We start from the raw sequence: 13,318 nt of genomic DNA, 5'->3' as shown, positions 1-13,318 counted from the left end.
TCAGAGTACTTGGAACATCATCGCAATCCATCAAATATGGATAATGACAACTGTATGCTGGAATAAGGGGACTTTCAGTCCCAGGCAAACCTATGCACTTCCAGTGCATAGTGGTTTAGTTTCATGTTTGCGAAAAATCATCCCCACGTTGGCGATCGATAAAGATGAAAATCAGGGATTAGGATAAAGTTCTTCTCTGAGTTCTATTATGCCCCTCTCCCCGAGAAAAAGAGTCTAGGGAAGAGGGAAGACGATCTGCGTAACTACATCACTTAAGATTGACGAACTTGGAAGTGTTGCTGTGGAACTGCGAAACCAGAATCGCTAAAGCTTTCACGAATTACCCGATTGGTATCAAAGTAGACCTGCCAATAGTGCGTGTTATTACAAAAAGGACGTACCACCAATTCAGGTCCCATGGGCGTAAAATGGGAAATTTCGATTACGGGCGCAGGAGTGCTCATAATGTTAGGAATATTCGCAATTCTTTCTCTGAGAACTCGGACAGCTTCATTAGGGTTGACTGTATGATCGAGTTGAACTGTGAGATCGACACGACGATAGTCATTGGCAGAAAAGTTTTGGATATTCTCAGAAAAGAGCTTGTTATTACCAATGATTGTGCGCACGTTGTCAGGAGTATTGACGATCGTCACAAACAAGCCAATTTCAACTACAGTACCTGTAATGCCTGCTGCGGAAATAAAGTCACCCACTTGAAAGGGGCGCAAAATAATTAGGAATGCACCTGCCGCAAAATTTGCCAACAGCCCACTCCATGCTGCCCCGATCGCTATACCAGCCGCCGCTAAAAGTGCAGCAAACGAGGTGGTTTCAACACCAAAATAGCCAAGAATTGCCACCACCAAAATGATGTTCAAAAGCACGGAAAGGCTGGAATTTAGGTAGCCGATCAGCGTGGGATCGATACGTTGTTTTTTGAGCGCATGTGAGGCTATATTGATAGAAAGCTCGATTAATTTGCGGCCAATAAACCATAAAATGATTGCGGCAACTACTTTAAAAGCAGCACCAGCCAATAGGTTTAAGTTCGTCGTAAGTACATTTTGAATTGTTGTTGGATCCATAGATGTAGGGATTCACTCCACCTCGTTAGTGTTTAAGGTGAGACTTAGAAAAATCTCACTCGAATATTTTATAGGCAAGAGCGGAAAAATCTCGAAATGGGGTGCGATCGCGTTTTTCAAATTGGAGAGGAAAACTGTAAATGAGAATAGTCTTCGCATTGCATTTACATAGAAGTCTTTGCAGTCAGTAAGCTTACGTTATGGAAGTTCGAGCCGAAAAACCAGAAGATGTGGGTGCAATTCGCAAAGTCAATATGGCAGCATTTGGACGAGAAAGCGAGGCAAATTTAGTCGATCGCTTGCGAGGTATTGCTTCTACATTGTCTTTCGTTGCCTTACAGTCCGAGCAAATCGTTGGACATATTTTCTTCAGCCCAGTCTCCGTTGAAGGGAAATCTGGGGAGAATTTATTCATACTTGGGTTAGCGCCTGTGGCGGTTTTACCGAACCATCAACGACAAGGAATCGGGTCATTGCTGATTAAGCATAGTTTAAAAGAGTGCGATCGCTTGGGTTGCAAAGCAGTTGTCGTGCTAGGTCACCCAGAGTACTATCCAAGGTTCGGATTCATTCCAGCTAAAGAGAAAGGGCTCAGGTGTGAGTACACAGTACCCGATGAGGCGTTTATGGTATTGGAGTTAGCCAGCGGAGCTTTGGAGGGTTGTAGTGGAACCATCAAGTATCGGTCTGAGTTCGGGGAATGCGCGTAAACTTTATGTTATCTGCCTCACCACAAACTATTCAATCAGGTAGACGGGAGAATTACTTTTTGCTAAGCCTCTAGTTGAACCTAAAGCGAGATGTGGGTATAAACTCTATAAACCCATCTTTTTAGGAGTGAAGCAATGGCTTCAAATTACTCGTTTGATATTGTTAGCGACTTTGAGGAGCAAGAACTGATCAATGCCCTCGATCAAACCAGACGTGAAATTGTCAGTCGCTACGATCTAAAAAATACAGACACCGAATTAATTTTTGAAAAAGATACGATTACAGTCAAAACAGACAGTGAATTTACCCTTGCCTCTGTAACCGATGTGTTGCAGTCAAAGGCGATTAAACGCAACCTATCCCTAAAAATCTTTGACTATGGCAAAGTAGAGTCCGCTAGTGGCAACCGCGTCACGCAAACGATCAAACTGAGAAAAGGTATCGAACAAGAAATCGCCAAAAAAATCTCGAAGATTATTCGAGACAGCTTTAGTAAAGTTCAAGCAAGCATCCAAGGTGACTCTTTAAGAGTGTCTGCCAAGTCTAAGGATGAGTTACAGGAAGTGATTCAATTGGTTAAGTCACAGGATCTACCCGTGCCTCTGCAATTTAACAACTATCGATAAATTTGAGCCTAAACTAAATTAGCCCCTCGTTTTTGTTTTAAGCACCGATTCGCTTGATTAACCTGTACTATGCCGCGAGCAGGGTTCGGTAAGCTGATTGAAGTCCTAGCTACACTGACCCTGTATTCGCAGCGATCGCGCTGTAAAGCAATATGTATTAAATTAAGACCTACGTAAAGCGTAATAGCAAGATTACTTACGATAGCTGTTACGACGACGACGTCTCTTTTCCATTGCTTTACGCTTTCTTTTTTCTACAGCCGTTTCAAAATGGCGATGCTTTTTCATATCAAGAAAAATACCTGCCTTTAATACCCGTCGTTTAAAACGACGTAACGCAGACTCAATTCCTTCATTCTCGCCAACGATCACTTGGGTCATCCCATCATCCTCAAAAAATTAACCAGTTCATCTATAGATTATCGACAATATGTCACCACAAATGCAAAAACTTCAAAAAGAGTGCAAGCAGATCGCCTGCACTCAGGGCTTAAAGTTTGGCTTTTGTCTAAAGTTAATGACTTAGTAGCGACCGCCACCACCGCCACCGCCGCCGCCACCAAAGCGGCTATTGGAGCGTCTGGCACCACCGCTAGAGGGGCTGCGCTCTTCACGGGGCTTTGCTTTATTAACTTTTAAGTCACGACCCATCCATTCAGCACCATCTAGGGCAGCGATCGCTGCGGCTTCTTCTGCTTCAGATGCCATCTCTACAAAACCAAAACCTCTCATCCGTCCTGTTTCGCGATCGGTTGGCAGTTGTACCCGCTTGACCGTGCCATAGTCTGAAAAAATATTACTCAGATCCTCCTGTGTGACCTCGTAGGATAGGTTACCGACATAAATAGACATAAAAATCTCCAGAATCAAAGTGTAAAGAGAAGATTCGGAGACAGTCTGTAAAGAGATGAAGCCAACAAATCAATCAACCGAATAAATCTTTTCTGCCACATATTAGCACATGGCTATGAGGCTGACAAAGATTCTCAGCGGTTGATAAGTTATTTATACTGGTTTTGTCGCCAATTTGCTGTATTTCCGAGAGATGTAACAGAAATTGATTAGATCTCATCCACAAATTGGTTCTCTAAAATAAAAATCTACAGAAAAATCTACTGAGTTACTCGAATTAATTTCGATGATTTATTTAACAGAACATTGGTCTAGAGGTATTTATTTCCTGTTTGGATTCAATCGATCCAATACATTTTATATTTCCAGACACAATCGATCAGTAAGGGTTTCCGTAGGTTCTTTACTTAGAACAGCATACTATTATGGCATGATTTGTCAGGGTTGAGCTTTTCATTTAAATTTAGCGTGCGTGAAATGACCAGAAAAAAGAATCAAATTATTTTAGAGAAAGTAAAAGTAATCGATCTTGGCTCAAAAGGGAGGGCGATCGCCAAGTTAGAAAACGGCAAAAAATTATTTATAGAAAATGCTGTACCTGGCGATATTTGTGACGTGCAAGTCTTTAAAAAAAGACGTTCCTATTTAGAGGGCAAGGCAATCTGCTTTCACGAACTTTCTAGCGATCGCGTTGAGCCCGTATGCGAGCATTTTGGCACTTGTGGGGGCTGTAAATGGCAACATTTAGACTATGCCCAGCAACTCATCTACAAACAAAATTCTGTAGCAAAAAGTTTTTTTAATGAATTATCCAGTGAAATTAAATTACCAGAAATATCGCCGATCGTTGGTTCGGCTAAGCAATATCTTTATAGAAATAAATTAGAGTATTCTTTTTCTGCGAATCGTTGGATCCCCAAAGAAGAATTAGAACTAGAAATTGAAGATCGCGATCGCGATGCCCTCGGTTTTCATATTCAAGGAATGTGGGAGAAAGTTCTTGACATTAACCACTGTCATTTGCAAGAGCAACCCTCCAATCAAATTCGGTTAGCGGTTAAAAAGTTTGCCAAAGATCGTGGCTTACCTTTTTATAATTTGCGTTACCAATCTGGGTTACTGCGAAATCTGATGATTCGCACGACTTCCACACAGGAAGTGATGGCGATCTTTCAGTTTTTTGAAGAGGACACTGAAAACATCAAAAGATTGCTCGATCGTGTGATTGATGGCTTTCCCAATCTCACTTCTTTAATGTATGTAATTAACAAAAAGAGTAATGATTCATTTTTTGACCAAGATGTAATTCTTTACCACGGACGCGATTATTTAATTGAAGAAATTGAAGATTTGAAATTTAGAATTAGACCAAAGTCTTTTTTTCAGGTTAATGCAATCCAAGCCTGTGAGCTTTATAAGGTAGCACGCAGCTTCGCTCAGATATCGCGCCAAGACGTTGTTTACGATTTATACACAGGCATCGGTACGATCGCCCAATTTGTGGCTAGGCAGGCAAAAAAGGTGGTTGGGATTGAATCTATCCCCCAAGCGATCGAAGATGCCAAAGAGAATGCTGAAGTAAATCAGCTTGATAATGTCGATTTCTTTGCAGGGGATATCAAAGATTTGCTGAATGATGCCTTTATTCAAGCCCATGGCTTGCCGCAGGTTGTGATTACCGATCCTCCCAGAGTGGGAATGCACAAGGATGTGGTGCAAAAACTGCTCGAAATCGCCGCACCGAGAATTGTCTATGTGAGCTGCAATCCTGACTCTCAAGCCAAGGATCTAGCCCTATTGTGCGAGAAATACGATGTGACCAGAGTCCAACCCGTTGATATGTTTCCCCAAACCCCTCACGTCGAAAATGTGGTTTTGCTAGAGTTAAAAGCGTGAATTCGAGCTTTTCTAGCGATCCGATGCTAGATCTCAATTTCCACTAGCTTCGTCTTAGAAGACAGCCCAGCTCTAATCGAAATATTTGCTTTGGGGATGCCATATTTTTTTGCCAGTAGCTCGATTAACTCGGCATTGGCTTTGCCATCCACAGGCGGGGACTTTAAATGAATCGTGAGCGTGCCATCAACTTCTTCGGTGATGCGTTGCTGCTTTGAGTTGGGTTTGACCTTAACTTGCTTTTTCATCTTATGCGGCATCTATGGATATACCCACTCCTATATCCATGATGACATGCAAATTTGCCATCAAAGCTCCAGTTTGAGCGATCAAATTCAAATTCGTCGTGCTTGAGGTTTGAGGTTCTTCTAGTGTAGGGACAATTCATGAATTGCCCCTACACTCAATGCAGAGGAAAGAATCTCTCATGTATCAAATAGGATCGCTATAGCAATCCTATTTGAGTTGTAATTCATTTGTAGCGCAGGCATCTTTCCTGCAAGCGCTAGAAGCCCGTAATCGCTATGGACAGAAATAAAATTAGGGGCAATGCCCCCAATACGGTTCGGTTAAAGGATAGTTACATTTGCACTAAAAAAACGCCCAGAAAAAAACCGCTACTCACAAAACTAGGTGCGCTAGTTAGCCAGCAACGATTCCCAATGTGCATTTCAGGTGTCTATTTACCTTTGCCTTTGCCTTTCGCTTTAGATTTGGATTCTGGTTCCTTTTTATCTTCTGCTGGAGGATGAACGGTATCTTTGAACTTTTTCCCTGCCGAAAAAGCAGGTACAGTTGTCGCTGGAATCTCGATTGGTTCGCCAGTCTTAGGATTCCGACCTTCACGTGCTTTACGTTGGCGTTTTTCAAAAGACCCGAAACCAACTAGGGTAACTTTGTCACCCTCAGAAACTGTTTCCACAATCGTATCTAGTAATGCGGTCAACACAGCATCTGCATCTTTCTTGCTCACAGACGCTTTGGCAGCGATCGCATCAACTAACTCACCCTTGTTCATAAACTCTTGATTCCTCGTTTAGTTGAATGGCAGTTATATTACAGGAATTTGGCTAGGAGTCAAGTAAATCACAGGTTTCAATTAAAAAGCTATGCTAGTTTGAGCGATAAAATCTAGCGATTTAGAGAATAAATGATGCTTACTCACCCAAAAACGCTTAGAGCAGTAATACCACAAAGGCTTGCACAGAAAGACTTTGGCTCATATCTGCAAGCTTGTCGGTTGCGATTCCACTTTATCAAAGCTAGTGCTGAAACTCAGACTCGGGCTATCGCTTGGTCTAGCGGCACACTTTTACTTTTAGTAACAATTTTGCCCAATGGGAGCAAAGCAATTGCTCGGATTTACTGTAAAGATACTGAAACCTGTACTAAGACCTTGACCAAGCTCAATAGCGGTAATTTATTAGCAGTCAAGCTTGGCTTTCAACTTGGTCGTTCTTTTTGGTCGGTAATACCTCAGATCTAAGGCTCAAAGCCTAGAGTGAGACTAATACCTCACCCTTTAGCATCCTTTGAGAAGCACTGAGCAGTTCTTCTTCTAGATAAGGCTTGGTGAAATATCCTTTTGCCCCTAGCTGAATAGCCGTCTGGCGGTGGCGATCTGCACCTCTAGAGGTCAGCATGGCTACGGGAATTTTACTCAGCTCAGGTTCTTTTTGTAGGCGTGACAGCAAATCTAAACCGTCCATACGAGGCATTTCAATATCACAGAAGATCAAGTCACAGGGTAAGCCCGCACGTAGCTTATCCCAAGCATCTTGACCATCTCTGGCTTGCTCAACCCGATAACCAACCTTAGCAAAGGTGAGAGAAAGCAATTCGCGAACTGTGATCGAGTCATCCACAATCAGCACCGTTGGGTCGGCAACAAACTCTTTATCATCGGGTGGTAGAACAGGCGTACTGGAAACTGAAGGACGCAATCTACCGCTGGCTATATCAAAGAGTTCCAAAACGTTGGCGATCGCCATCACCCTACCGTCTCCCAACACTGTAGCCCCCGCAATCCCTACAGGCTTTGGAATTGGACCTTCTAGCTGCTTAATTACAATTTCATACTCACCAAGGAACTGATCGACCTGGAGAGCGAGATAATTGCCTTCATTGCGCAGAATAATGATGCAGACCTCGTCATTGTCTTGCTTACCGTAAATGTTGCTACGGCTGATGTGGCGGTTGTACGCCAAAAGGTTAGAGAGATGTTGGAAAGGTAAGATCGTATCGCGCCAAGGCAAACAAGGCTGACCCTTGCTGTTTAGCTGAATCTGACTCTGTGGCACTTCAATCATGTCTTCAAAGCCATCAACAGGGAAGGCAATACGAGCGCGATCGCTAATGCAGAACATTGCCTTAGAAATACTCAAGGTCAACGGCAAGCGGATCGTAAAGGTTGTCCCTTTACCAATCGCTGATTCAATATACATCGAGCCACGAATGTCGTCTAGACTGCTCTTTACCACATCTAAACCAACACCTCTACCTTTAAACTCATCGGCTTGAGCTGCCGTACTAAAGCCTGCCTCAAACAACAAGTCATAGACTTCGTTATCGGTTAGGTTGGCAACTTCAGATTGAGTTCTGACACCCTTCTTGACAGCACTTTGCTTTACCCCCTCAGGGTTGATGCCAGCGCCATCATCACCAATTGAAATTACGGTTTGGTTGCCCTGATGATAAGCCCTCACCGTGATCTTACCCATCGCTGCTTTGCTGCCTGCTTGCCGCGTCCCAGGATCTTCTAATCCATGATCGATCGCATTATTCACAAGGTGGGTAAGTGGGTCGGAAAGTTGCTCGAGAATGGCTTTGTCAATCAGGGTTTCACGACCGTAAACTTCCAGCTCAGCCTGTTTCCCAGATTTAATCGAACGTTCTCTGACGCCTCTAGGCAAGCGATCGGCAATCTGGGCAAAAGGTACCATGCGCGACTGCTTAAGATCGTCTTGAATCTGGGTGGTAATCGTACCTAACTGGCGGGTAACTTGCTCGGTTTCAGTCACCACAAATTGGATATCCGATGCTGATTCTCGCACGCGCACGATTAACTCAATAATTTCTTGTGAGAGAATGTGGAAGGTGTTATATCGGTCAAACTCAATCCCTTCAAACCCTTCACTTGCCGTACCGTCTGAATCATCGCCAAGATCCCGCGAGATATCATCAAAGCTATGAGAACGCGATCGCCCCGCCATTAGAGAATTTTCTAGCAATGAGCGATCGTACTGATCGCGCATTCTTTGAGAAACTTCACTGAGTTGCTGCACTTGATGCAATAGGTTATTGATAAATTGCTGCAAACGCTCTTGGTCTTGTTCAAGCAAGTTACGGTTGACAACAAGCTCACCCACAAGGTTATTTAAACTATCAAGGTGCCTAACATCAACCCGCATTGTCGTCTCAGTCAGTTTGGGCTTTCGAGGTCTTTGCTCTTGGCGTTTGGGTCTCATGTCTAAAGGACCGACATCCTTGCCATAGGTGTCCTGCAACATTTTTTCTAGATCGCCAAAGTCATCTGAGCTTTGCACTGGCAAAGCATTTGTAGGGGCGGGAACTGAAGCAGGAGGTGAACCTAATAGAGCCTCTAGTTCGTCAAAGCCATCGCTGCTCGAACCGTTGGTTTGGGAAGTAACTGGACTCGATGGAGTATTTAGCTCCACCGACTCACCTAGCATTGCCTCTAAGTCTTCAAACATATCCCCCTCTTCACTTGCCGAAGCATCCATCTCATTAACTTGGCGATCTGTATCAGACATAGAAGAAGTTGCGGTAGAAGACTCTTCTAGTTCTTCTAAAAAATTATCAGACAGATCGAAACTATCAAAGGTCTGGAGATCGTCAGCATTGCCATCTTGCTCGCTCGTCCAGTCAGTTTTTTCTTGCTGAGGAAGATCGGACTCATCGTCAATTTCAAAGAAGTCAACAAGGCTATCGATTGTTGCACTAGATTCTTCGGTTGGCTGATTTATCGCGAACGCTTGATTCTCTGATTCGCTGATATCGGCAAAATCTAAAAACGATAGGTCTTCATCGCTCATGTTTAGATTTGGAGTTTCGTTTGGATTTTGAGACATCTCCAGATCTAAGGTTTGTGGAATCACAGTATCACCAGATTGCTCTTCTAGTAAGCTGTCAAATCCACTCAAACTATCATCTAAATTTACACTTTCATCAATAAAGGTATCTACAACGCCACTAGTATCAATTAGTTCGTCAAATTCTAAGGTTAGTCCTCCCTCCTCATCTAGAATATCCTGTGAAGGCAAAGGAGCATCTACTAACTGAGGTTCCGCCTGAGCTTCAGTTTTCTCCTCAAAGTCTAGCTCAGATGATTCTGCATCTAGTGCCGTTGCCCCAAAGAAGTCAACTAGATCTTGATTCTCAGCATCAGCGATCGCAAATTCACCGAATTCTTGTCCTAAATCATCGGTTGATTCACGAGCATCAGGCATTGAAAAGAAGTCTTTCATGGCAGTTTCTTCTTCTCCACCAGATGAAGTTGAGATCAACATTGCAAAAGTATTGTCATTATTATCTTCTGACGCTTGAGCACTATCGTCATCAAGTATCTGAGCGTCATCGTCCCAGTCAAAAGATTGTCTAGATTCTTGCTCTATTTGAGGTTCCGAAAGATCTCCTCCTAGACTAAACTCACTTTCCTCAATCGTAATAGCATCAATTTCTCGATCGCTAGTGTCTGCAATCGATCTGACTTCATCACCCAGATCGATCTCTACGTCTAAACTTTGCTCGACAGCCCGATCGAAGAAATCACCTAAGCCAAAATCATCGGTCCCCTCATGCGTTGATTCCTGGGTTAAGCTTGAGGTAAAAGCATCTGATTCTTCCCGTACCTCAAGCGTTTCACCGACAAACTCCTCTAGATTAAAACGCTCCGCAGTGCTAACAGGAATGTCATCACCATCAAACGTATCAGCCTCCTCAAAAATACTTTCAAAACCAGATAGATCGTCAACACTAGAATCATTGTCAAATGCTGTAGACTGATTTGCGCTTAAAGCGCGATCGCCCATGAAATCAAATGTTTCGTCAACTTCAGCTTCTTGAAATGAATCCAAGTCTAGATCCTCGGTAAAATTTGAGAGTGCCTCACCCAAACTACTTGGATCGTCTAAATTAGCTTCGGTGGCAACTGAGGGATCTTTAGAATCAGAAAGTTCGTCAAGCGCATCCAAGTCTAAGCCATCTGCCAAATCTGAGAAAGCTCCTTCAACACTATCTGCACTATCTGAGCTAACTTCTGGCGTCTCCCCCACTAAGGAATCGATAGGATCGTCAATAAATTCACGATCGATAAGGCTATCAAGACCAAGACTATCCTCTGTAGTGCTTAGATCGGAATGGCTATCAAGGATTTCTGGAAATTCAACAGCTTCGGTATCAGTACTTCCTAGGGTCTCAGTCAGTGTATCTAGCGCGATCGCGCCAAGATCCTCTCCAAAACTAAAATCTGTTTCTAAAGACTCTGTTTCAATTGTTTCTGCTTGTACGTCACTTGCCCAGAATCGATCGCCTAGTTCTAATGGTGACTGACCAGATCCCTCAGGGTTTACAGCAAAGAAGTCATCTATTTCTTCTTGCCGATCGGATTCAATGACAAATTCCGATTCAGGCTGGAGATCGGGAGATTCTAAGTCATCTGACTCAGTGAACCCATATGCTTCTGAGTTCTCATCTTCGACCAAAAAGTCTGTCAAGCCTAGATCTTCTGCAATCTGACTCTCCAAATGCCCCTGCTCTACAGAAGCATTAGATTCTTCTGATGCGATCGCGTCATCAAGGTCGCCAATTTCAAATGTATTGGTTACTCCATCAATCTCAGAGGGTAAAAGACTTTCTAAATCGTCTACTTTTACCTCATCGAATACACCTACATCATGAGTTTCCGAAGATACTTCTTCAGACTCAAGCTCTTCACTTGCAAACGCATCTTCAGGTAATCTATCTAGGCTTGTGAGTTCTAGACTATCATCTTCATCAAAGCCCAAAGCTTCAAAAAGTGCGGGTTCATCAGCTTGAATTGGCTCAACCTTATCTACAAACTTAGTTTCTTCTATAGATTCAGTTTCAATGTCTAGAAAGCTATCTATCTCCTCCAATTCATCAACAACTGCAAATGGATCGTTACTCTCCCTAGCCTCAACGGAATTCGTTGTTTCTGCTAAATCAACAGGATTGGAAGACTCACTTAGGATATCAAACACCGAATCATTATCCAAAGCAAAAGGATCGATCTCTTCTAGTTGAAGATCGTTTTCTGAAGACCAGTCATGATTTTCAGTTAATGGGAGTTGATTTGAATCGACGACTTCCGAAAGTGAGGTTTCTATTCCCCTATCGTCCTCTAAAGAGTGAGTTTCAGGCTCTAAAAACAAATTATCATCGATAAACCCAGAGGATAAATCCAAGTTTCCTGAAACTTCAAACAAGTTTGTTTCATCTAAATTATCTCCAAGATTATCCCCAAGATTATTGTCAGGAGCACTTGGAACTTCTTCCAAGAAATCATTGGGGAATAATTCGCTCTCCAGAATAGATTCTTCTGAAGTGATTTCCTCTAAATCTTCAAGCCCAGGCATCAAAGAAGCTTCATTAATATCTTCACCATCTATATCATTTGGGAAGAGCTCTGGATCGTTTGGGAAAAGCTCTGATTCCGACAAAGGTTCTATCAAGTTTCCAGAATTATCAGTATTCCCTAGATTCATATCACTTGGGAATAATGTATCACTGTCATCTAGTTGTGGAGAAACCTGATTCGCACTAGCAAACTCACTACCAAATAGTCCAGCTAAATCATTAGCTGTGGAATCTAAGCCAGAGATTGCTTGGTTCTCATCTGTGCTGCTATTGAGTAAATCAGTAAGCTCATCTTGCTCTCTCTGTGTCTGGCTATCTCCATGAATAGATATTTGCGTTTCATTTGTCTCGATATCTTCCCATGCAGACTCTATATCAATATCTTCGTTTTCAAATAATGTAGCAAGGCTCTTCATCTCTGACGCACCTACCTTTGGCCCATCCACATGACGATCTTGCCCGACATCTTCATTCAACCAATCAAGGTTATTGACCGCTAGTTCTGCCTCATCATAAGCTTCTACTTCTGCATCCGCTCGATCTATTGCCACAAAATCTTCTGACTCAGATATTGCGTCTAAATCAATGGAGGCAGGCTCCCCTAAAGAACCAGTTGTAAAAATCGTACTGATTTCATCATCTTCTTCTATGCTGATTGGAGGAATGAAGGGAATCAAAGCCTGAAGTTGTGGAGACTCCAAGATTTCTAGCTCGCGGTTTGCAAGCACAAGTTCTTTCGCCTGATTGATATCTTTGATCAAAACAGGAGCGAGGGTTCGATAAGTATTTTGGGTTGACGCGATCGCTTGTCTTGCTTTGGTAATTAGCGCACACCAACTCACGAGCTGAAACCGATCGCCAAGTTGATATAGCTCACCACAAATAGATTGTAATTTCTGCCTTGTTGCAGGCTCGTCATTTTGCTTAAACAACTGCAACATATCTCGCAGTTTAGCCGTGACATTATCTTGAAACAAGACAAACAGACCGTTTGTAGCAGGCTCGGCAACGGTTTCTTGCTTTGTACTTACTTCAACGGGTTGTTTGGCTGCTAGTTTATTCAGATGAGCTTCTAACTGGTTAAAAACAGGCTCGAGTTCTGAGATGGTAGAAGCAGAAAGTTCATCAGAGATGCGAAAGTTGCTCTCAAGATGTTCTAACAGATCTTGTAAGCGATCGAAACCAGCCAAAAGAAGGCTTTTGAGTCTTTCATCAACATCAATACTTGAGTCTTCTTTAAGAATCTTAAAATAGTCTTCTAGACGATGAGCAATGTGTTGAATGCTACCCACCCCTAGCATTGCCGACCCACCCTTAATGGAGTGAGCAGCGCGAAATAACTCATTGATTGATTCTGGATCTGCAAGAATTTCTTGAAGATTTAAGACACCATGTTCAATGGTTTGAAGGTGATCCTTGGCTTCTTCAATGAAGTAGCCCATTATGCGCTGCTGTTGCTGTTCAGGGGTCATGACAGAATCCTCTCAAATCTTAGGAAGCACGTTTAGGTAGGGAAGCAACTTGATT

11 protein-coding genes are annotated in these 13,318 nt (G+C 42.9%); 5 read left to right on the top strand and 6 right to left on the bottom strand.

What is annotated here, in order from left to right; all coding sequences use genetic code 11:
- On the top strand, window positions 1-187 hold a 187-nt coding region (locus ACP2WE_RS18705), incomplete at its 5' end, for a hypothetical protein (protein ID WP_425217059.1).
- Between the two features lie 85 nt (window positions 188-272).
- On the opposite strand, the gene ACP2WE_RS18700 is transcribed toward ACP2WE_RS18705, so the two are convergent.
- A complete protein-coding gene (locus ACP2WE_RS18700) occupies window positions 273-1,088 on the bottom strand; it encodes a mechanosensitive ion channel family protein (protein ID WP_425217058.1) in 816 nt (271 codons plus the stop codon).
- Window positions 1,089-1,288: 200 nt separating this feature from the next.
- On the opposite strand from ACP2WE_RS18700, the gene ACP2WE_RS18695 reads away from it, so the two are divergent.
- Both ACP2WE_RS18695 and ACP2WE_RS18690 read left to right on the top strand, forming a co-directional pair.
- Window positions 1,289-1,798, top strand: a complete 510-nt coding sequence (locus ACP2WE_RS18695; RefSeq protein ID WP_425217057.1) for a GNAT family N-acetyltransferase — start codon at window positions 1,289-1,291, stop codon at window positions 1,796-1,798.
- Between the two features lie 135 nt (window positions 1,799-1,933).
- Window positions 1,934-2,425, top strand: a complete 492-nt coding sequence (locus ACP2WE_RS18690; RefSeq protein WP_425217056.1) for a YajQ family cyclic di-GMP-binding protein — start codon at window positions 1,934-1,936, stop codon at window positions 2,423-2,425.
- A 192-nt stretch (window positions 2,426-2,617) separates the two neighbouring features.
- Here the strand turns inward: ACP2WE_RS18690 and rpsU are convergent, their stop codons facing one another.
- Window positions 2,618-2,806, bottom strand: a complete 189-nt coding sequence (gene rpsU, locus ACP2WE_RS18685) for a 30S ribosomal protein S21 (protein WP_330481941.1) — start codon at window positions 2,804-2,806, stop codon at window positions 2,618-2,620.
- 141 nt (window positions 2,807-2,947) lie between these two features.
- Entirely contained in the window at window positions 2,948-3,277 is a 330-nt protein-coding gene (gene rbp, locus ACP2WE_RS18680) for an RNA-binding regulator (protein WP_425217055.1), read from the bottom strand.
- A gap of 477 nt (window positions 3,278-3,754) precedes the next feature.
- On the opposite strand from rbp, the gene rlmD reads away from it, so the two are divergent.
- Window positions 3,755-5,173 carry a 23S rRNA (uracil(1939)-C(5))-methyltransferase RlmD gene (rlmD, locus tag ACP2WE_RS18675; RefSeq protein ID WP_425217054.1) on the top strand — a complete coding sequence of 473 codons (1,419 nt, stop codon included), beginning with the start codon at window positions 3,755-3,757 and terminating at the stop codon, window positions 5,171-5,173.
- Window positions 5,174-5,199: 26 nt separating this feature from the next.
- Here the strand turns inward: rlmD and ACP2WE_RS18670 are convergent, their stop codons facing one another.
- Both ACP2WE_RS18670 and hbs read right to left on the bottom strand, forming a co-directional pair.
- Window positions 5,200-5,421, bottom strand: a complete 222-nt coding sequence (locus ACP2WE_RS18670) for a DUF167 domain-containing protein (RefSeq protein ID WP_425217053.1) — start codon at window positions 5,419-5,421, stop codon at window positions 5,200-5,202.
- A gap of 431 nt (window positions 5,422-5,852) precedes the next feature.
- A complete protein-coding gene (gene hbs / locus ACP2WE_RS18665) occupies window positions 5,853-6,191 on the bottom strand; it encodes a non-specific DNA-binding protein Hbs (protein ID WP_330481937.1) in 339 nt (112 codons plus the stop codon).
- Window positions 6,192-6,323: 132 nt separating this feature from the next.
- Here hbs and ACP2WE_RS18660 point away from each other — a divergent pair, with 132 nt between their 5' ends.
- Window positions 6,324-6,659, top strand: a complete 336-nt coding sequence (locus tag ACP2WE_RS18660) for a hypothetical protein (protein ID WP_425217052.1) — start codon at window positions 6,324-6,326, stop codon at window positions 6,657-6,659.
- A gap of 10 nt (window positions 6,660-6,669) precedes the next feature.
- On the opposite strand, the gene ACP2WE_RS18655 is transcribed toward ACP2WE_RS18660, so the two are convergent.
- Window positions 6,670-13,263, bottom strand: coding sequence for a hybrid sensor histidine kinase/response regulator (locus ACP2WE_RS18655; RefSeq protein WP_425217051.1), 6,594 nt, complete (start codon window positions 13,261-13,263; stop codon window positions 6,670-6,672).
- Window positions 13,264-13,318 lie beyond the last annotated feature (55 nt).

Origin of the sequence: Tumidithrix helvetica PCC 7403, assembly GCF_965232925.1 — a bacterium.
GTDB classification, from domain to species: domain Bacteria; phylum Cyanobacteriota; class Cyanobacteriia; order Pseudanabaenales; family Pseudanabaenaceae; genus Tumidithrix; species Tumidithrix helvetica.
Note: the sequence above shows the minus strand (reverse complement) of the source record. Positions and strands in the feature narration are given on the sequence as shown.